Source organism: Streptomyces sp. NPDC040410 (genome assembly GCF_055595715.1).
Map to the genome: position 1 here is coordinate 121,351 of NZ_JBVIVK010000003.1, position 18,911 is coordinate 140,261.

An 18,911-nucleotide genomic window follows, 5' to 3' on the forward strand; every position below is an offset into this window, starting at 1 on the left:
GGGGTCGTGGACGGGACCGATTGTCAGTGGTGGGGTCTACCTTCGATGACATGACTCAGCAGGGGGTGCGCTGGACGGCGGATCAGGTGCTGGCACTGGCGCCTGACGCCGCGTCACGCAAAGCGGGAAGCAAACTCGGCGCGGCGGGTCCGTGGTCCGAGGCGGGCAGTTCTGACGAGGGGACGCTGTGGGGGCTGTGCAAGGGCAGTGGCAGCAAGCCGTATCAGACGGTCATCGACATCGCGGACGCGGCCGGTCCCGCGTACAAGTGCAGTTGCCCGAGCCGCAAGTTCCCGTGCAAGCACGCACTCGGACTGCTGCTGCTCTGGGCGGGCGGGGACGGCGCGGTGCCGTCGGCCCAGCCTCCGGAGTGGGCGGAGCAGTGGATAGGGGGAAGGCGGAAGCGTGCGGAGGAGAAACGGACGGCGGGGGCGTCCGGTTCCGCCTCCGGCTCGGGTGATCCGGAGGCGGCGCGGCGCAGGGCTCAGCGGCGGGCCGAGCGGATCACCGCGGGGGCGGCGGAGCTGGAGCAGCGGCTGACGGATCTGCTGCGGGGCGGGCTGGCCGGCGCGGAGCAGGCGGGGTACGGGCTGTGGGAGGAGACCGCGGCCCGCATGGTCGACGCCCAGGCTTCCGGACTGGCCGCGCGGGTGAGGGAGTTGGGGGCGATACCGTCGTCCGGTCCCGGCTGGCCGGTGCGCCTGCTGGAGGAGTGCGCGCTGCTGCACCTCCTGGACCAGGGCTGGCTGCGCCGCGAGCGGCTCCCGGACGGCCTGGCGGCGACGGTCCGTTCACGCGTCGGCCTGCCCGGCTCGGCTGACGGCCCTCCGCTGAGGGACCGCTGGCTGGTCCTCGCCCAGTACGACACGTCGGACGCGCGTCTGACGACCCGCCGGATCTGGCTGTACGGCGCGGAGTCGGACCGTACGGCACTGCTCCTCTCCTATGGAGCGGCCGGCCGCGCGCCGGAACTCGCGCTGCCGGTGGGGCTCGCCCTGGAGGCTCAGGTGTCCGCGTATCCGGGTACCGGGCAGCTGCGGGCGTCCCTGGGCGAGCAGTTCGCGCCGCCCGCACCGGCGGCCATACGGCCGAGGGGGGTGACGGCGGCCCGTGCGGCGGCACGCTACGGCGAAGCTCTGCGGGGCGACCCGTGGCTGGACTCGGTCCCGGTGACGCTGGACGACGTCATACCGACCCCGGACGGCAGCTCGTGGCAGCTGGCGGACGCCGAGGGCGACTCGGCGCTGCCGCTCACTCCCTCGGCCTGCTCCCGGCCCGGCCTGTGGCGCCTGGTCGCCCTCTCGGGCGGCACCCCGGTCAAGGTGTTCGGCGAGTGCGGCCATCGGGGCTTCACCCCGCTGACGGCCTGGCCGGCGGGCGCCGGTGAGGCGGTGCCGCTGTGCTGAGCACCGTACGGCGAACCGCCCTTTCCCACGCGCTCCGCGCCTTCGTCCGGCCTCGCGGGACACCCGTCACCGATGAGCCTCCGACCACTCCGCGGCACGGACTCCGCGGAACCCGGCCGAAAGGAACCACATGAACAGGGCCCCCGCTCCGGCGGACGAGACGGCTTCGGTGGATTCGCCCGCACCGGGTGCCTGGGAGGAGCTCGTCACCGCGGCCCTGCTCGGGACGGAGCGGCGTACGCCGCCGGGCTGTGAGCCGGGCCGGGAGGCTCCGGTGGCGCTGCTGGACGCGGCGGCCGTGGAGACCGTACGACGGCGGGCCGGGCTGCGGGCGGCGCGGGCGGCGCAGCGTCCGCAGCCGGCTCCCGAGGACCCGCGTCCGCCGCTGCCCGCTGAGGCGGCCCGCAGGCTGTCGATGCTGCTGTCCGACCGGCCGGGCACGGGCGGCGGCCGCAGAGGCACCACACCGGACCTCATGGAGCTGCTCCCGCAGTGGCTGGCGGCCGCGAACGCCCGTGGCTACGCACCGCCCCCGCAGACGCTGCCCGCGCTGCTGGACGCGGCCCGCGGTCGTACGGACCTGCGGCCGGCGGCGCTGATGTTCGCGGGGCCGCGCGCCGTGTGGCTCGCCCGGCTGAACCCGGACTGGCGGTTCGCGCTGCGCGCGACACCCGGCGGGGGCGCGGCGCCGCCGCCCGCAGAGGAGCCGGACCGGGTGCGGCAGCTGTGGCAGGAGGGGCTGTTCGCGGAACGGGTCGCCCTTCTCGCGGCGATCCGCGCCCGTGAGCCCGGCGCCGCGCGCGAGCTGCTCGCGACGACGTGGGCGACGGAGCGGGCGGAGGACCGGCTGATGTTCCTCGACTCCCTGCGCACGGGCCTGGGCCCGGAGGACGAGCCGTTCCTGGAGCAGACGCTGGCCGACCGAAGCCGCAACGTGAGGACGACGGCCGCTGAGTTGCTGTCGGCGCTGCCGGATTCGGCGCTCGCCGGGCGGATGGCGGTCCGGGCCGGGGCGTGCGTGTCCGTCGACCGCACGCAAGGCGCGCCGGTCCTCACCGTCGAAGCACCGCACGAGTGCGACGCGGGCATGGAGCGCGACGGTGTCGTGGCCAAGGCGCCCGCGGGACGGGGCGAACGGTCTTGGTGGCTGGGTCAGTTGGTGGAGGCGGCCCCGCTCGGCACGTGGCCAGGGCGGCTCGGCGGACGCACGCCCCGGGAGATAGTGGCGCTGCCGGTGACGGACGACTGGCGGAGTGAACTGCACGCGGCATGGTGCCGGGCCGCGGTGCGGCAGCGGGACGCCGAATGGGCGCGGGCGCTCCTCGGGGCACCCTCGGCGCCCGAGGCCGGCGGCCCCGGAGCGGTGTCCCTGGCCGAGCGCGCCAAGCTGCTCGGCACGCTCGACGGCGCCGAACGCGCCGCGTGGGTGGCCGGGTTCATCGCGGCGCACGGCCTGTCCGAGGCGTTTCAGCTGCTGGGCGTCTGTGCGGTGCCATGGGCTGCGCCGCTCGGGCGGGCAGTGGTGGACGCACTCAACATCGCGCGGGACGCGGGGAGTTATCCATGGAGCTTCAGTGGAGTGATGGGGCTGGCCGAGCGGTGCCTCGACCCGTCCGAAGCGGCCCGCCTCGACGGGCTGCTCGCGGTACCGGACGAGCGGGAGGATGCGTCACCGGGAGCCGGGGGGTACTGGGCGGAGGCCTTCCAACGGCTCGTCACCACGCTGAGGTTGCGCGCGGCGATGGCCGACGAACTGGGTTCGGCGCGGGTCGGCTGAAGTCTGGCCGGTGATGCCCTGACCGGCTCACCGCCGGAGGCCCTACGCCCCGGCAGGCTGCCGTACGTTCGCGCGCACCCACTCCACGATCGACGCCGTGGTCGCACCGGGCGTGAAGATCTCCGCGACGCCCTTCTCCTTCAGCGGAGCGATGTCCGCCTCGGGGATGATCCCGCCGCCGAAGACCAGGATGTCCTCCGCGTCCCGTTCCCGGAGCAGCTCGATCACCGCCGCGAAAAGCGTGTTGTGGGCGCCCGAGAGGATGGAGAGGCCGATCGCGTCGGCGTCCTCCTGGATCGCGGTGTCGACGATCTGCTCGGGGGTCTGGTGAAGCCCGGTGTAGATGACCTCCATACCGGCGTCGCGCAGCGCCCGCGCGATCACCTTCGCGCCGCGATCGTGGCCGTCGAGCCCTGGCTTGGCCACCACCACGCGGATCGGACCGGCTGCCACACCCATCACTGCCTCCATGAACCGACTGCCTTCATCCCTACCGACGGGTACCGCGGTACGCAAACCGGCCGGGAAGAGTGAACGAACGTTATCGCCAGCATCCCGCAACCGGCAGTTTCGCGGCGCATACCGAGGGGGAAATCACACGATGGGACACATCGGCAGCGCACCGTTCCGAGTCTCTGCGACACGCGCGACGCAGACGCCTGTGGCACATTGGTCACAGGCGTCTGCGGCACACATGCCACAGCGGGAACACGCGCAACGGGAGCCGCAACGAGGTCGCCGCGCCACCGCGCCGCACACCGCGCGACGTGGCGGAGCGGCGCTTCGACGATGGCACGAAGGGCACGTAGGGCAGGTAAGGCACGACAGCGGGGAGCCTCGTCGCCACACCGGCAGGGAGCCTCGCCCACGTCAGTGGCGCACCACGAGCACGACGCGCCACAGGCCGCACTCACCCCGCATGCCCCGCTCGCGCATCGTCGATCGCCCTCGGCGCGACTTCCCATGAGGGCACACGGGGGACAGAGCCGTCCCCCAGCGTGCCGACAGGAGGTCGGCCATGAAGGTCACCAAGGCAGCGTTGCCTTTTCTTCCGCTCTGCCAGCGCCTTTTCCCCACCAAGCTGGCGGGTCTTTCCCTGGCCCTCCTGAAGGCGACCGCCCTGGAGATCGCGATCCTCGCCGGCCACCTCCTGCTCTATCCCTCCGGCATCATCCAGGAGCGCCGGGGTCCGGCGCCGCTCCCCTCACCGGACGGCGCGGCACAGCTGCCCACGGAGGCCAAGCCACCGGTCGTCCTGCTGCACGGCTTCATAGACAACCGCTCGGTCTTCGTCCTGCTGCGCCGCAGCCTCGCCCAGCACGGCAGGCAGCAGGTCGAGTCACTCAACTACTCACCGCTGACCTGCGACATCCGCACCGCGGCGGAGCTGCTCGGGCGCCACATAGAGGAGATCTGCGAGCGCACGGGAAACAGCCAGGTCGACATCGTGGGCCACAGCCTCGGCGGGTTGATCGCGCGCTACTACGCCCAGCGCCTGGGCGGAGACCTCCGGGTGCGGACGCTGGTGACGCTCGGTACACCGCACTCCGGAACGAAGGTGGCGCCGCTGGCGAACGCGCACCCGATCGTGCGCCAGATGCGCCCCGGCTCGGAGCTGATCGAAGAGCTGGCCCTGCCGGCCCCTGGCTGCCGTACGCACTTCGTCAGCTTCTGGAGCGACCTCGACCACCTGATGGACCCGCTGGAGGCCGCCTGCATCGAGCATCCCGACCTGCTGGGGCAGAACGTCCGGGTGAGCGGGGTCGGACACCTCGCCCTGCCCGTGCACCCGGCGGTGGCGACGGGGATACGGCAGGCCCTCGACCTGGCGTGGACCGAGGCCGAGGCGGGCACCCACGCGGGCGGCCTGACGGTGGCGTGACGGCCGTGGCGGCGGTCCAGCGCCCGCGAACGGCGCGTGAACCACGAGGGGCGTAACAGAACGTAACGGACCCGTCACGGTTCATCCCGGGCTGGGCGGCCGATCAGCGTCGAACACTCATCGAACATAGAGCCAAACTCGCGTCCGTGATCCCCGAAACACGGCCGAATGCCCGTTTCCTGCTCGCACGAAACCTGGCGAAGATTGTCGTGCCCGCGAACCGCCGGGTACAGTCACCGCACTGCTCTGGCAGCCCCTGTTGTCGAGGCGAAAGAGAAGTTGGTGAACGACCGTCACCCGCCGGGGACCATGCACACCCCGGCTCCGGCCTCCGACGCCGCCCCGGCGCAGTACGCGTCCTACGGCGGACAGGAAGCCCAGTACGGCGACTTCACCACGTACGGCAGCTACTCCGCCGACGGTTTCGCCACCGCCGGTTTCGACACAGCCGGCCACGCCACCACGACCTTCGAGACCGACCCCCTCTTCGGCAACCTCCCGTCGGACGGCCACGGCACCGCCGCGTACGACACGACGGCATGGACCACGGGCAGTCACCAGGCCCTGAACTACGACGCGTACGCGGCCCAGCACCACGCCGCCTACGACACCGGAGCGTACGACTCCACCGCCTGGACCACCGGCCACCAGCAGTTCCCCGGCATCCCGCCGCAGGCCACCGGCCACGACGTCAGCGGCCAGTGGGACGCGAGCGCCTGGCTCCAGCCCGACCCGTCCGCCGGCCCGGCCGACCAGACCCAGCAGTGGGAATGGGGCACGCAGGCCTTCGACACCGGCGCCTACGACGCCACGCAGTGGAACACAGACGGCGCCATCGGTGACGCGACGCAGACGACGGGCGACTACGGTCAGCACGCCGAAACCTTCGAGCAGCAGGAAACGGCCGCCTTCGACCAGTCGGCGACCGAGACCTTCGAGCAGGTCTCCCACACCGAACACGCCCCTGACGGCGACGAGTTGAGCGCCACCGGTGAGATGCCCGCCGTCTCCCCGCTCCTCGACGACCAGGAGGAGTCCGCTCCGGCCCCGGCCACCCGTGCCGCCGCCCGCGCGGCCCGCTCCCGCCGCCGTACGCCCCCCAAGCGCTCGGCGTTCCTGACGGTGGCCGTGCCCTCGGCGTGCGTCATGGGCGTCGCCGGGATCGCCGCCGCCTCCGTCGGCACGCTGACCGATGACGGCAAGGACACCTCCGCCGCCGGGTCCGACGCGACCGCGGTGAAGCCGTCCGCCGCGAACAACAAGCTGGACACCCAGCTCGAGAGCCTCTCCGCGGGCGCCGACGACTTCGCCGACCGGGCCAGCCGTACTCAGGAACGTATCGACCTCAAGGCCCAACAGCTGGCCGAGAAGAAGAGGGCTGCTGCGGAGGCCGCACGCAAGGAGCGGTTGCGCCCGAAGTACGCGCTGCCGGTGGCCCGGCACGGGCTCAGCGCCTACTACGGCCAGGCCGGCATCAACTGGATGTCCGTGCACACCGGCATCGACTTCCCTGTCTCCTACGGCACGACCGTGATGGCCGCGACCGACGGCACCGTCCGTACGGAGTGGAACAGCGCGTACGGCAACATGATGATCGTGACCGCCAAGGACGGCACGGAGACCTGGTACTGCCACCTCTCCACCTACCGGGTCGCCTCCGGCACGACGGTCAAGGCCGGCGACCCGATCGCCTACTCCGGGAACTCCGGCAACTCGACCGGCCCGCACCTGCACTTCGAGGTACGGCCGGGTGGCGGCTCGGCGATAGACCCGCTCCCGTGGCTGCGCAGCCACGGCCTCGACCCAGCGTGAGCGACGTGGACGACTCTTTGTGAGCCCCCGCCCTCCGGCGGGGGCTCACCGCATGAGAGCTACAGCTTCTCCACCGGCGCGTAGCGCAGCAGCAGCCGCTTCGGCTTGGTGTCCCCGAAGTCGATCGTCGCCTCGGCGTTGGCACCCGTGCCCTTCACCGCCACGACCGTCCCGAGCCCGAACTGGTCGTGCGTCACCCGGTCCCCGACGGAAAGCGAGACGACCGGCTTCTCCGAGGCCCTGCGCGTGGCGAAACCGGAGGCGCCCGACGCCGAGGAGCGGGAGCGGGACGACGACAGCGAGGCCGCCACGCCTGATGCCGGACCGGACGACGTGGGTGCCGTGGCACCGGTGCGCTTCCAGTCCACGTGCTGCGCCGGGATCTCTTCCAGGAAGCGCGACGGCGGGTTGTACGACGGCTGTCCCCAAGCACTCCGCAGCGACGACCGGGTCAGGTACAGCCGTTCACGCGCGCGCGTGATGCCGACGTACGCCAGGCGCCGCTCCTCCTCAAGCTCCTTGGTCTGGCCGAGGGCACGCATGTGCGGGAAGACGCCGTCCTCCATGCCGGTCAGGAAGACGACCGGGAACTCCAGGCCCTTGGCGGTGTGCAGGGTCATCAGGGTGATGACGCCGGAGCCGTCCTCGTCCTCGTCGGGGATCTGGTCGGAGTCGGCGACCAGGGCCACCTGCTCCAGGAAGTCGGACAGGGCCACCGACTCGCCCTCCCCGCGCTCCTGCTCGAACTCCAGGGCGACGGCGGCGAGTTCCTGGAGGTTCTCGATCCGGGTCTCGTCCTGCGGGTCGGTCGACGCCTGCAACTCGGCGAGGTAGCCGGTGCGCTCGAGGACGGCCTCCAGGACGGTCGCCGGCCCCGCGCCGGACTCGACGATCGTGCGGAGGTCCTCCATCAGCGTGTTGAACCGCTTGACGGCGTTGGTGGAGCGCGCGGCCATGCCGTACGCCTCGTCCACGCGCCGCAGCGCCTGCGGGAAGCTGATCTTCTCGCGCTGGGCGAGGGCGTCGATCATCGCCTCCGCGCGGTCGCCGATGCCCCGCTTGGGCACGTTGAGGATGCGGCGCAGCGGGACCGAGTCCTCCGGGTTGGCCAGCACCCGCAGGTAGGCCAGGACGTCCCGGACCTCCTTGCGCTCGTAGAAGCGGACGCCGCCGACGACCTTGTAGGGCAGGCCGACGCGGATGAAGACCTCTTCGAAGACACGGGACTGGGCGTTGGTGCGGTAGAAGACGGCGACGTCGCCGGCCTTCGCGTCACCCGCGTCCGTGAGACGGTCTATCTCGTCGGCGACGAACTGCGCCTCGTCGTGCTCGGTGTCCGCGACGTAGCCGGTGATGCGCGCGCCCGAGCCCGCGTTGGTCCACAGGTTCTTCGGGCGGCGGGACTCGTTGCGTTCGATGACGGCGTTGGCCGCGCTCAGGATCGTCTGGGTGGAGCGGTAGTTCTGTTCGAGCAGGATCGTCGTCGCGTCCGGGTAGTCCTCCTCGAACTGGAGGATGTTGCGGATCGTCGCCCCGCGGAAGGCGTAGATCGACTGGTCGGCGTCGCCCACGACGCACAGTTCGGCGGGCGGGACGTCGTACTCGCTGGGCGGTACGTCGACGGGGTGCTCGGCGGTGCCGACGAGTTCCCGGACGAGGGCGTACTGGGCGTGGTTGGTGTCCTGGTACTCGTCGACGAGAACGTGCCGGAAGCGGCGGCGGTAGTGCTCGGCGACGTCCGGGAAGGCGCGCAGCAGGTTGACCGTCGTCATGATCAGGTCGTCGAAGTCGAGGGCGTTGGCCTCGCGCAGCCGCGACTGGTACAGGGCGTAGGCCTGGGCGAGGGTCTTCTCGAAGCCGTCGGTGGCCTGGGCGGCGAAGTCCTCCTCGTCGATCAGCTCGTTCTTCAGGTTGGAGATCTTGGCGCTGAAGGACTTCGGCGGGTAGCGCTTGGGGTCGAGGTCCAGGTCACGGCAGACCAGGGCCATCAGGCGCTTGGAGTCTGCGGCGTCGTAGATCGAGAAGGACGAGGTGAAGCCGAGTTTCTTGCTCTCACGGCGCAGGATGCGCACGCACGCGCTGTGGAAGGTCATCACCCACATCGCGTTCGCGCGCGGGCCGACGAGCTGCTCGACGCGCTCCTTCATCTCGCCGGCGGCCTTGTTGGTGAAGGTGATCGCGAGGATCTGGCCGGGGTGGACGTTCCGCTCGCCGAGAAGGTACGCGATGCGGTGGGTGAGCACGCGGGTCTTGCCGGAGCCGGCGCCGGCCACGATGAGGAGCGGGGTGCCCAAGTGGACGACCGCCGCGCGCTGGTTCTCGTTCAGCCCTTCCAGCAGTGCGGCCGGGTCCACCGCGGGGCGCGGGGCGCCGTCGCGGTAGTACCCGTCCCGGTCCGGCGGCACGTCGAACTTCCCGCCGAACAGATCGTCCGGAACCGGCTCCGGTACGTGATCGTCCTCGGGCGGCGGCGGGTGTTCTTCCTCGTGGGCCCGGGGGGCCCGGAGATCCGCCAGGAAGCTGTCGTCAAAGAGGCTGCTCATCGCTCTCCGAGTCTAGGGGGCGCCGGTGACACCCCGCCGCCGCCCTGAGAACATCACCCGTCCCAGGGTCCGGTTTCAGAAGCCGAGGAGCTTTCCGATCCGGCCGCCGGGCGTCTTCTCGCCCTCCAGGACCGTCCCGTCACGGTCCGCGACCGACCAGGCGGCGACGCGGACCTTGCCGTCCCACGGGTCGACGGCCACGCCCGCCGGGAACGGGAGCCTCACGCTCGTGCGCCTGCCGTACGAGACCTTGGTCACCTGACCGGCGAAGAGCCGGCCTACGTACAAGACCGATAAGGGAACTGGCCTTGCCAAGGGGCGCTACGACGACGAGGTCCTTGCCGGCCGCGTAAGCGACGATCTTGCGGCCGTCGGGAGGGGCGAGCACGGCGTACGGGTTCGACTCGACCGCCGCCAACGCCGTCGCGACCGGTGGCGAAGAGCGTGACCGCGGACGTGAGCCCGATGCACGCCGGGCCGCCAGAAGCGGAGGGACATCGTCACTCCGGTAAAAATACGTACAAGTCGCCGTAGATCACCCCCGATTGACCACCGTCAGCGGCACCCTGGGCCAAGGTCACGAAAATGTATCGGGCATATCACCCAGCAACCTTCACAGGCGCCCCACGAGTTGGCTACCGTGCCCGGCAGGCCGTACGACCCCCACCGGCGAACGTCGCCGGGCCGCGCGGCCTCCGCCGAGTCCGGTGCGCCCCCGGGGCAGCCGGAGCCGGGGACCCACACCGACCTTGGGGTGAATCGGCCCAACTCCCTTTCGGGGAAAGGCCGTAGGGCAACCCTTCCGAACCACCCGCCCGAACCCGACAGCTAACTCGGTAGGCGGAACGTTGGAAGGAGTCGCCTCCCTTGGCGTCGCACCGCAAGCCGCGTCCCGCAGGTACGCGCGTAGCAGGTATACGGACCCCCGCCCTCGCAACGGCGGCCCTCACCTCCGTGGCCCTGCTGTCCCAGGCGGCCAACGCCGCTCCCTCGGCCGACGACAAGCCGAGCCTCGAAGAGGTCGAGAAGAAGGTCGATGACCTGTACCGCCAGGCGGAGTCGGCGACCGAGAAGTACAACGCGGCCAAGGAGAAGACCGCGAAGCAGCGCAAGCACGTCGACACCCTGCTCGACGACGTGGCCAAGCGCACCCAGAAGCTCAACGAGGCGCGGGAGGAGCTGGGTTCCTTCGCCGCGGCCCAGTACCGGACCGGCGCCTCCGCGCCGGACACCGCGACCTTCCTGCTCGCCGACTCCCCGCAGGACTACTTCGACCAGACCCAGCTGATGGGCCGGCTGACCAGCCGCCAGAAGGGCGCGGTCGACGACTACGTCTCGGAGCAGTCCGCGACGATGAAGAAGCGTCAGGAGGCCGCCCAGAGCCTCGAGACGCTCACCGAGTCGCAGGGCGACCTGAAGACGGCCAAGGCCACCGTCCAGAAGAAGCTCTCCGACGCGCGCGAGCTGCTGTCGAAGCTGACGGCGGAGGAGAAGGCGCGGCTCGCGGCGATCGAGGAGAAGAAGCAGCAGGAGGCCGCGCGCAAGGCCGCGGAGCTCGCGCAGCAGCAGGCGGCCGAGCAGAAGGCGGCGGAGGAGGCGGCCCAGCAGGAGGCGGCCCAGCAGGAGAGCAGTTCGTCGGGCTCGTCCTCCTCCGATTCGTCGTCCGACTCCTCGTCCGACTCCTCGTCCGACTCCTCGTACGCCACCAAGGCCGAGAAGGCCCTGGCCTTCGCCCGTGCCCAGATAGGCAAGCCCTACGTATGGGGCGCCACCGGCCCCGACTCCTACGACTGCTCCGGCCTGACCCAGGCCGCCTGGAAGGCCGCCGGCGTCACCCTCCCCCGCACCACCTACGACCAGGTCAACGCGGGCACCACGGTCTCCCTCTCCAACGCCCAGCCCGGTGACCTGGTCTTCTTCTACGACGACATCAGCCACGTCGGCATCTACATCGGCAACGGCATGATGATCCACGCCCCGAAGCCCGGCGCGTACGTCCGCGAGGAGTCCATCTACTACGACGGCGAGTCGGCGATCCACAGCCTGGTACGCCCGGCCTGACGGCCCCAGGCGCGGACGCACACCCAGTCCCCTTGCCCTGCGCCCGCGCGTTTTTCGGAGCGCCCGCGCGCGTGCCCCGCCCTCGACGCGCGCGGCGCTCCTTAGCATCGCCCCATGGCCGGCACCTCCTCCCGCTCCCCCTTCCGCGCCTGGTGGGCGCAGCGTCCGCCGGCGGCCGGTGCCGCCGCGCTGGCGACCGGCATCATGTCGGTCGGTCTGCACCTGACGGGGTACGAGGTCCTGTCCCGCATCGCGCTGGCGGTGGCCTGCGCCGCCTGGCTGGGGCTGGCCGCCGACTTCGTCGTACGGCTGCTGCGGGACCGTGGGAGACGGGTTGCGGAGGCGGCACCGGGCGCGCTCACGGCCGTCGCCGCGACCGCCGTGCTCGGCACCCGTTTCTCCGCCCTGGGCCGGCAGGTCCTGGCCGAGACGCTGCTGGCACTGGCCGTGCTGGTGTGGCCGGGGCCGCTCGTCCTCGCCGTACGGAACTGGGAGCGCCGTATGCCGGGGACGGTGTTCCTGGGCTGCGTGGCCACACAGGGTCTCGCCGTCCTCGCCGCCACGCTCGCCGCGGCCGAGGAGTCGGCCTGGCTCGCGCACGCGGCGCTCGTCCTGTTCGGGCTCGGGCTCGCGCTCTACGGCCTCGCGCTGGCCTGTTTCGACCCGCGGCAGGTGACCGGGGGTGCCGGGGACCACTGGGTGGCCGGCGGTGCGCTCGCCATCTCGGCGCTCGCCGGAGCGACGCTGGTCGCCGCCGACAGCGCGAGCCTGTACCTGTGGAACGTCGACGACAACGGCGTCCTGCGTGCGGTGACCGGCGCACTGCTGGTGCTCGACCTCGCCTGGTACGCCGTACTGCTCGCCGCCGAGCTGGGCCGGCCCCGGCTGCGCTACGACGCACTGCGGTGGGCGACCGTGTTCCCGATGGGGCTGACGGCCACCGCGACGCTGTCGGTCGCCGCCGCGCTCGACGTCTCGTGGCTCGATGTGCCGGGGGAGGTGCTGCTGTGGATCTCGGTGGCGGTGTGGCTGGCCGTCGCCGCGGGGGCGGTGGCGGACGTCCGCGCAGCCCTGAAGGCCGCGCCCGGGGACCTCAGGTCCACAGCACCGCGATGAAGATGTTCGCCGTGGTCAGCAGGCCCACCAGGCCGAACAGGCGCTTGTCCACACTCTCGTCGTCCCGCTTCACATAGACGAGGCCGAGGATGACGATCAGCAGGGCCAGCTTCACGCCGATCTTGACGTTGTTGACGGACTGGTCGTCGGCCTGGTTGAGGCCGACCAGGATCACGCCGGTGACCAGCATCGTCAGCGCGCCGTGCAGCATCGCCGGGACGAAACGGGCGGTGCCCCGACCCATCGCCTTCATCTGGGTGAGGAAGCCGCCGAGGAGCGAGGCGATGCCGATGATGTGCAGGCCGACGAAGAGATGGATGAGTACGTCCATGAGGCCGGAGCCTAATCAGGGGCGACCCGTAGCACTCCGGCGCCCCCGGGACGTCCGGAATCGTCACATCGGTCATCACGCAGCGTGAAGTCGCCGGTGGGGGAAGGGGATCACGGTCACATACGGTCGCGCCTCGGTCGGCACCCGGCACTTCTGCACAACGCGTTACCGCACCGACACAATGAGGCCTAGCGTCCTCCCCCAGGTGACCGGCTCCCCACCGCCGCCCGGGCCAGGGGCGGCAGTCGGCCACCACCGCCGAGAAGGTCCGGCGGCGGACCGCTCCCCCTGTGCGGGCCGTCGCCGGACGCGTAAAACCGCCCCTGGGCGGCCGTACGTCCGCTCCGCTTGGCGTTCGTACGCACGAGGCGGTCGTACGAAAGGACGTGCAGTCCACGTGGCAGCGCACCGCAAGCCCCGTCAGCGGCCGGCCGGCGGCAATACGGCCCGTACGGCGGCGACGATCGCCCTGGCGGGCGCGGCGACGGCGACGGGCTTCGACGGGATCGGACACGCCGCGCCGAATCCGACGCCCGCGCAGGTCAGGGCGAAGGTGGACAGGCTGTACCAGGAGGCGGAGGCCGCCACCGAGAAGTACAACGGCGCGCAGGAGAAGGCGGAGGCGGCCGAGGCGCGGCTGAGGACCCTGCGGGACGAGGCGGCACGCAAGACGGACAACCTCAACTCCGCACGGGACGCGCTGGGTTCGATCGCGTCCGCCCAGTACCGCGACGGGGGCCTCGACCCCTCGCTGCAGCTCGTGCTCTCCGACGACCCCGACCGGTACCTCGACGGCGCCGAGTTCGTCGAACGCGCGGGCAGCCGGCAGACCGCCGCCGTCTCCCGCGTCCGCACGCAGCTGAGGGAGATCGAGCAGCTGCGCGGGGCGGCCCACATCGAGCTGACCTCGCTCAAGTCGCGTCAGTCGGAGCTGAAACGGTACAAGAACACGATCACCGGGAAGCTGGGCGCCGCCCGGCAGTTGCTGTCCCGGCTGTCCGCCGACGAGCGCACGAGGTTCGCGGACGGCTCGGGCCGCGCCTCGCGTTCCACGACGGGTGTGCGGGACGGCCTCCAGGCGCCCGGTTCCGCCGCGGCCCAGGCGCCGAACTCCCGTGCGGCGGCGGCCGTCGCGTACGCGTACCAGAAGCTCGGCAGCCCCTATGTGTGGGGCGCGACCGGCCCGGACGCCTTCGACTGCTCGGGCCTGGTCCAGGCCGCGTACCGCTCCGCGGGCCTCTCCCTTCCCCGCACGACCTACGCGCAGATCGACGCCGGCCGCCGGGTCTCCCGCTCCGAACTGCTCCCGGGGGACCTGGTGTTCTTCTACTCCGGCATCAGTCACGTCGGCATCTATGTGGGCGACGGACAGATGATCCACGCTCCGAACCCGTCAGCCCCGGTGCGGGTCGCACCGATCAGCCAGATGCCGTTCGCGGGAGCGACGCGGGTGGCCTGAGGGGTTCCCGGCGACGCGGCGGCCGACGGGACCCTCACCGCCCGTGGCTCACACCAGCCGCCGCGCCGTCGCCCAGCGTGTCAGCTCGTGCCGGTTGGACAGCTGGAGCTTCCTCAGGACCGCGGAGACGTGGGACTCGACCGTCTTCACCGAGATGAAGAGCTGCTTGGCGATCTCCTTGTAGGCGTAACCCCGGGCGATGAGCCGCAGTACCTCGCGCTCGCGCTGCGTGAGGCGGTCCAGGTCCTCGTCGACCGGCGGGGCGTCCGTGGAGGCGAAGGCGTCGAGGACGAAGCCGGCCAGACGTGGGGAGAAGACGGCGTCGCCGTCCTGGACACGGAAGATCGAGTCGACCAGGTCCCTGCCCGTGATCGTCTTCGTCACATAACCTCGCGCGCCGCCGCGGATCACGCCGATGACGTCCTCCGCCGCGTCCGAGACGGACAGGGCGAGGAAGCGGACGGGCTGCTCGGCGTCGGCCATCAACGGGGCGCAGCGGCGCAGCACTTCGACACCGCCGCCGCCCGGGAGGTGGACGTCCAGGAGGACCACCTCGGGCCGGGTCGCGGTGATGACCGTGACCGCCTGGTCGACGTCCGCCGCCTCGCCGACGACCTCGACGCCGGTCTGCTCGGTCTGTCCGATCTCGGCCTGGACTCCCGTACGGAACATGCGGTGGTCGTCGACGAGGACCACGCGCACGTGACGCTCGGCGCCGCCGTCTGCGGCCTGAACGGGTTCGGCCTCCGCCGCTCCCGCCGTACCGTTTGCCTCGGTCGGGTCGCTCATGACGTCTTCTCCGCCCTCTCCATCTCCAGCTCGACCTCCGTGCCGCCACCGGGCACCGCGCGCAGCCGCGCCGTGCCGCCGTTGCGCTCCATGCGGCCGATGATCGATTCTCTGACGCCCATGCGGTCGGCGGGTATCGAGTCGAGGTCGAAGCCGGGACCGCGGTCGCGCACGGACACGAAGACCGTCCTCTCCTCGACTTCGGCGTAGACCTGTACGGCGCCGCCCTCGCCACCGTACTTGGCGGCGTTCACCATCGCCTCACGCCCGGCCTGCATCTGTGCACCGATTCTCTCGTCGAGCGGGCAGTCCCCTACGACGACGACCTCTATGGGGACGCCGTGCTTGTCCTCGACCTCGGCGGCGTTGCGGCGCACGGCGTCGGCGACGCTCGTGGGTTCGTCGGCCTCGTCCTTGCCGGTGCCCTCCGGCTTGTAGAGCCAGGTGCGCAGGTCACGTTCCTGGGCGCGGGCGAGGCGGCGCACCTCCGCGGCGTTCTCCGCGTTCCGCTGGATCAGGGTCAGGGTGTGCAGCACCGAGTCGTGGACATGGGCGGCGACCTCCGCCCGCTCCTGGGCGCGGATGCGCATCAGGCGCTCCTCGGAGAGGTCCTGGGTCATGCGCACCAGGTAGGGGCCGGCGAGGAGCGTTATACCGACGAGGACCGCGAGGGCGGCCTGGAGGACCGAGCCGAGATGGGCGGCGGAGCCCTGCAGGACGAAGATGCCGGAGACGCCCGCCGCCACCAGCAGCACGCCGCCCACGGACCTGAGCAGGGTCACCGTGCGACGGCGGCGGCCGACCTCGGCCCAGCGGGCCCGGCGTGCGTTGTCGGCCTGGCGCCAGACCAGGGCGACGCCCGCGCCGACGAGGACGGCCGGCAGGAGGTACGCCTTGGCGCCACTGCCCAGATTGACGCTGCTGACGAAGACCATGGCCACGACGACCATGAGGAGCAGGGCCACGATCTGGCCCTTGTCCGGCTTGCGGGCCACGAGTCTGCGGCGGCCGTCGGGTGAGGTCTCCGCGGTGACCAGGGACGGGAACCGGTGGTCGCCGACGCCGCCCACGCCGAGCGGTACGAAGAACCAGAACGCGGCATACAGCAGTGCGCCGAGGCCGTCCGCCAGGAACAGGCCGACGAAGACGAGCCGCACCCAGATCACGGGCAGCCCGAGATGCCCGGCGAGCCCCCGCGCCACGCCACCGAGCCAGCGTCCGTCACTGCTGCGGTAGAGCTTGCGCGGCGGCCGCGGTTCGACGAGTAGCGCTGCTGCGGCTTCCGGCATGTCATCGATGTTCACACGGCCGGGGGCCCGGAGCATCAGGGTCGACCCCGGAGACTCCCCGGATCTTCGCACGGCGGCCCCGTCGAACACCTCACCGGCGCCGGCTCAGGGCGATATCAGGGTCCGACCAGGGTCATTCCGACTGCCGCGGCGGCGATGCGCCCGTCACCATGGACACATGACAGAGCACCAGCACGCCGCGACGGGTCCGGGACCCGGCTCCGGCCCGCACCCGGCAGCCCCGGGCGGCGGGCCGCAGGATGCCGCGCCCGCCGCGGACCCGGTGTCCGGCGAGACCGGTGTGGCCGAGCCGCCCCACAAGTTCCGGCGCGACCGCCGGCACAAGACGCTCGCCGGGGTGTGCGCCGGGCTCGGGCGCCAGTGCGACATGGACCCGGTGATCTTCCGGATCACGCTCGCCGTGCTCGCCGCGACCGGCGGCATCGGTCTCATCTTCTACGGGTTCGCCTGGCTCCTCGTCCCGTACGACGACGAGGAGCAGAACGAGGTGCGCAAGCTGCTGACCGGCCGCGTCGACGGACAGGCCCTGGCGGCGGTGCTGTTCGCGCTGGTCGGCTGCGGAGTGTTCCTGACGATGCTGAGCAACGGCGGGGTGCTGGCCTTCGCCGTCGTCCTCTCCGTTCTGCTCGCGGGCGCCGGGTACTGGTCGCGGCAGCGCGGCGCTCCCGACCCCGACCCGCTGGCCGCGCAGGCCGCCGCCGACGCCCCGCCCGAGGCCCAGGCGCCGCCCGTTCCCGCCGCGTATCCGTCGTGGTGGCGCGACACCATCGTCAAGGACGGCACACACGACGGGCGGACGGGCTATCTGTGGGGCCCGAGGGACTCCCGGGACCGCGACATCGCGGCGGCCGTCAGTATCGGCCTCGGCGGCTACGGAAGCGGCCGCTGGGACAAACGCACCCCGCCCGCCCGGCCGCCGAAGCAGCGCGGCGCGCGCTGGATCGGCGGCTGGGTCTTCCTGCTGGCCCTGCTCGCGGGCGGCCTGGGCACGGGCCTGACGTGGCACGACCACGCGCTCGGCACCAGCCTGCAGACCGGCCTGGCCTGCGCGCTCGCCGTCTTCGGCCTGGGCATCGCGGTCAGCGCGTTCCTGGGGCGTACGGGGGCGGGGTCGGTGTTCCTGGCGATCATCACGGCGGCCCTGCTCGCCGGTTCGGCGGCGCTGCCCAAGAACATCGGCACCGACTGGGTGCGTACCACCTGGCGGCCGGCCGCTGTGGCCGACGTCCAGCGGAAGTACGACCTCGGCACCGGTGTCGGCACCCTGGATCTGACCCGGCTGAACCCGGCGAAGGGGCAGACGGTGGAGTCGGAGGTCGAGGTGGGTGTCGGCCGGGCGAGAGTGATCGTGCCGCCGGACATGACGGTGAAGCTGCACATCGACGTGAGGGTGGGCGACATCCAGTTGCCGGGCGACAAGGAGAAGGACGTGGACGTGAAGCCCGGCAGGTACAAGGAGGTGACCCTGGCGCCGGCCTCGGGTGCCAGGAGCAAGGGCACGCTCGACGTGGACATCCGGGTGGGCCTCGGGCAGGCGGAGGTGAGCCGTGCTGCGTCATGAGTTCCAGCCCGGGAAGCTGGTCGCCGGTGTCTTCCTCACCCTCGCGGGCGGCATCTACGCCGGTGACGCGGGCGGCCTGTGGGACACCCCCTGGTTCGTGGTGATCCCCCTCGTCACGGGCGGCCTCTGCCTCGCGGGCGTGGTCGGAGTCCTGACCCGGGGCATACGCCGACGCCGCGGGTCGGGTCGTACTTGCGGCGCCGCGGAGGCTCAGCCGAACGCGAGAGGCTGAGCCTCGCCTCGGACGGCACCGCACCCGCCACCGGCAGCAGCCACCGAATCAGCGCGCGCCGGCAGCGGAACTACCGGTAGCCTCCCGCGCGCTGCCGTCGTCGGTTACGCAGTGCGGCGTCCACGGAGAACAGAGAGGCGCCCGTGAGGATGAGGGGGATCCAGGACATCAGGTAGGGCAGGTCGTTGCCGAAGTAGTAAGGGTCGGAGGCCCAGCTGACCGTCAGCCACAGGCTCAGGGAGATCAGCGCACCGCCGAGCGCGGCCAGGCGGGCGAGCAGGCCGATCAACGTGCCGATGCCGACGGCGAGCTCACCGAAGGCGATGGCATAGCCGAAGCCGACGGGGCTCTTCAGCGCCAGGTCGACCAGGGCCGGGATGGCCGAGGAGTCACGGACCCCGCGCATCGTCTCGCCGATCGAACCGGCGCCGGAGCTCTTCATGAAGGCGCTGTCGGTGAGTTTGTCCAGGCCCGCGTAGGTGAAGGTGACGCCGAGGAAGATGCGGAGCGGGAGCAGGGCGTAGCGGGATGCGGTGTCCCGCCAGTCCCGGCGGCCGTCCAGATGGGAAGCGTGCGTGTCCGTACGAATGCCATGAGTCATCGTTCCCAGCCGCCTCTCGCCGCCGTGCCGT

Annotated in this window: 16 protein-coding genes and 1 riboswitch; of the genes, 9 read left to right on the plus strand and 7 right to left on the minus strand. The window is 71.7% G+C overall.

Features of this window, described 5'->3' with window-relative positions:
* Nucleotides 1-50: 50 nt before the first annotated feature.
* Both ACZ562_RS07855 and ACZ562_RS07860 read left to right on the plus strand, forming a co-directional pair.
* Complete coding sequence (locus ACZ562_RS07855; RefSeq protein WP_471175038.1) at nucleotides 51-1,406, plus strand: SWIM zinc finger family protein; 1,356 nt, start codon at nucleotides 51-53, stop codon at nucleotides 1,404-1,406.
* Nucleotides 1,407-1,536: 130 nt separating this feature from the next.
* Nucleotides 1,537-3,183 (plus strand): DUF5691 domain-containing protein, encoded by a 1,647-nt coding sequence (locus ACZ562_RS07860; protein WP_471175040.1) that lies wholly within the window; start codon nucleotides 1,537-1,539, stop codon nucleotides 3,181-3,183.
* A gap of 42 nt (nucleotides 3,184-3,225) precedes the next feature.
* Here ACZ562_RS07860 and ACZ562_RS07865 read toward each other — a convergent pair whose 3' ends face one another.
* Entirely contained in the window at nucleotides 3,226-3,642 is a 417-nt protein-coding gene (locus tag ACZ562_RS07865; protein ID WP_471175042.1) for a cobalamin B12-binding domain-containing protein, read from the minus strand.
* Nucleotides 3,643-4,201: 559 nt separating this feature from the next.
* Here ACZ562_RS07865 and ACZ562_RS07870 point away from each other — a divergent pair.
* Entirely contained in the window at nucleotides 4,202-5,065 is an 864-nt protein-coding gene (locus tag ACZ562_RS07870; protein ID WP_471175044.1) for an esterase/lipase family protein, read from the plus strand.
* A gap of 282 nt (nucleotides 5,066-5,347) precedes the next feature.
* Nucleotides 5,348-6,877, plus strand: a complete 1,530-nt coding sequence (locus ACZ562_RS07875; protein ID WP_471175046.1) for a M23 family metallopeptidase — start codon at nucleotides 5,348-5,350, stop codon at nucleotides 6,875-6,877.
* 59 nt (nucleotides 6,878-6,936) lie between these two features.
* Here ACZ562_RS07875 and pcrA read toward each other — a convergent pair whose 3' ends face one another.
* Both pcrA and ACZ562_RS07885 read right to left on the minus strand, forming a co-directional pair.
* On the minus strand, nucleotides 6,937-9,420 hold the full coding sequence (pcrA, locus tag ACZ562_RS07880) for a DNA helicase PcrA (RefSeq protein WP_471175048.1): 2,484 nt from the start codon (nucleotides 9,418-9,420) through the stop codon (nucleotides 6,937-6,939).
* Nucleotides 9,421-9,495: 75 nt separating this feature from the next.
* The gene (locus ACZ562_RS07885; RefSeq protein ID WP_471175050.1) at nucleotides 9,496-9,708 is read right to left on the minus strand and encodes a hypothetical protein; all 213 of its coding nucleotides are present in this window, start codon (nucleotides 9,706-9,708) and stop codon (nucleotides 9,496-9,498) included.
* 398 nt (nucleotides 9,709-10,106) lie between these two features.
* Nucleotides 10,107-10,279: riboswitch (cyclic di-AMP (ydaO/yuaA leader) on the plus strand.
* Between the two features lie 8 nt (nucleotides 10,280-10,287).
* Between ACZ562_RS07885 and ACZ562_RS07890 the strand changes: the two genes are divergently transcribed.
* Nucleotides 10,288-11,481, plus strand: coding sequence for a C40 family peptidase (locus tag ACZ562_RS07890; protein WP_471175052.1), 1,194 nt, complete (start codon nucleotides 10,288-10,290; stop codon nucleotides 11,479-11,481).
* A 114-nt stretch (nucleotides 11,482-11,595) separates the two neighbouring features.
* Complete coding sequence (locus ACZ562_RS07895; protein WP_471175054.1) at nucleotides 11,596-12,597, plus strand: tellurite resistance/C4-dicarboxylate transporter family protein; 1,002 nt, start codon at nucleotides 11,596-11,598, stop codon at nucleotides 12,595-12,597.
* Here the strand turns inward: ACZ562_RS07895 and ACZ562_RS07900 are convergent.
* Nucleotides 12,575-12,928, minus strand: coding sequence for a hypothetical protein (locus tag ACZ562_RS07900; protein ID WP_471175056.1), 354 nt, complete (start codon nucleotides 12,926-12,928; stop codon nucleotides 12,575-12,577). The two genes, ACZ562_RS07895 and ACZ562_RS07900, sit on opposite strands and share 23 nt — an antisense overlap.
* A gap of 397 nt (nucleotides 12,929-13,325) precedes the next feature.
* Here ACZ562_RS07900 and ACZ562_RS07905 point away from each other — a divergent pair, with 397 nt between their 5' ends.
* A complete protein-coding gene (locus tag ACZ562_RS07905; protein ID WP_471175058.1) occupies nucleotides 13,326-14,387 on the plus strand; it encodes a C40 family peptidase in 1,062 nt (353 codons plus the stop codon).
* Nucleotides 14,388-14,435: 48 nt separating this feature from the next.
* On the opposite strand, the gene ACZ562_RS07910 is transcribed toward ACZ562_RS07905, so the two are convergent.
* Both ACZ562_RS07910 and ACZ562_RS07915 read right to left on the minus strand, forming a co-directional pair.
* On the minus strand, nucleotides 14,436-15,176 hold the full coding sequence (locus ACZ562_RS07910; RefSeq protein WP_471175060.1) for a LuxR C-terminal-related transcriptional regulator: 741 nt from the start codon (nucleotides 15,174-15,176) through the stop codon (nucleotides 14,436-14,438).
* On the minus strand, nucleotides 15,173-16,501 hold the full coding sequence (locus ACZ562_RS07915) for an ATP-binding protein (protein WP_471175062.1): 1,329 nt from the start codon (nucleotides 16,499-16,501) through the stop codon (nucleotides 15,173-15,175). The genes ACZ562_RS07910 and ACZ562_RS07915 overlap by 4 nt, the downstream gene beginning before the upstream one ends.
* A 142-nt stretch (nucleotides 16,502-16,643) precedes the next feature.
* Between ACZ562_RS07915 and ACZ562_RS07920 the strand changes: the two genes are divergently transcribed.
* Complete coding sequence (locus ACZ562_RS07920; RefSeq protein ID WP_471175064.1) at nucleotides 16,644-18,047, plus strand: PspC domain-containing protein; 1,404 nt, start codon at nucleotides 16,644-16,646, stop codon at nucleotides 18,045-18,047.
* The gene (locus tag ACZ562_RS07925; protein ID WP_471175065.1) at nucleotides 18,034-18,279 is read left to right on the plus strand and encodes a hypothetical protein; all 246 of its coding nucleotides are present in this window, start codon (nucleotides 18,034-18,036) and stop codon (nucleotides 18,277-18,279) included. Before ACZ562_RS07920 ends, ACZ562_RS07925 begins: the two co-directional genes overlap by 14 nt.
* 70 nt (nucleotides 18,280-18,349) lie before the next feature.
* Here the strand turns inward: ACZ562_RS07925 and ACZ562_RS07930 are convergent, their stop codons facing one another.
* Nucleotides 18,350-18,880 carry a DoxX family protein gene (locus ACZ562_RS07930; RefSeq protein WP_471175067.1) on the minus strand — a complete coding sequence of 177 codons (531 nt, stop codon included), beginning with the start codon at nucleotides 18,878-18,880 and terminating at the stop codon, nucleotides 18,350-18,352.
* Nucleotides 18,881-18,911 lie beyond the last annotated feature (31 nt).

Excerpts from the sequence above, each read along its gene's own strand:
- ACZ562_RS07855 (WP_471175038.1), top strand. The coding sequence starts at position 51 with ATGACTCAGCAGGGGGTGCGCTGGACGGCGGATCAGGTGCTGGCACTG.
- ACZ562_RS07860 (WP_471175040.1), top strand. The coding sequence starts at position 1,537 with ATGAACAGGGCCCCCGCTCCGGCGGACGAGACGGCTTCGGTGGATTCG.
- ACZ562_RS07865 (WP_471175042.1), bottom strand. The coding sequence starts at position 3,642 with ATGGGTGTGGCAGCCGGTCCGATCCGCGTGGTGGTGGCCAAGCCAGGG.
- ACZ562_RS07870 (WP_471175044.1), top strand. The coding sequence starts at position 4,202 with ATGAAGGTCACCAAGGCAGCGTTGCCTTTTCTTCCGCTCTGCCAGCGC.
- pcrA (WP_471175048.1), bottom strand. The coding sequence starts at position 9,420 with ATGAGCAGCCTCTTTGACGACAGCTTCCTGGCGGATCTCCGGGCCCCC.
- ACZ562_RS07895 (WP_471175054.1), top strand. The coding sequence starts at position 11,596 with ATGGCCGGCACCTCCTCCCGCTCCCCCTTCCGCGCCTGGTGGGCGCAG.
- ACZ562_RS07900 (WP_471175056.1), bottom strand. The coding sequence starts at position 12,928 with ATGGACGTACTCATCCATCTCTTCGTCGGCCTGCACATCATCGGCATC.
- ACZ562_RS07910 (WP_471175060.1), bottom strand. The coding sequence starts at position 15,176 with ATGAGCGACCCGACCGAGGCAAACGGTACGGCGGGAGCGGCGGAGGCC.
- ACZ562_RS07915 (WP_471175062.1), bottom strand. The coding sequence starts at position 16,501 with ATGCTCCGGGCCCCCGGCCGTGTGAACATCGATGACATGCCGGAAGCC.
- ACZ562_RS07920 (WP_471175064.1), top strand. The coding sequence starts at position 16,644 with ATGACAGAGCACCAGCACGCCGCGACGGGTCCGGGACCCGGCTCCGGC.
- ACZ562_RS07930 (WP_471175067.1), bottom strand. The coding sequence starts at position 18,880 with ATGACTCATGGCATTCGTACGGACACGCACGCTTCCCATCTGGACGGC.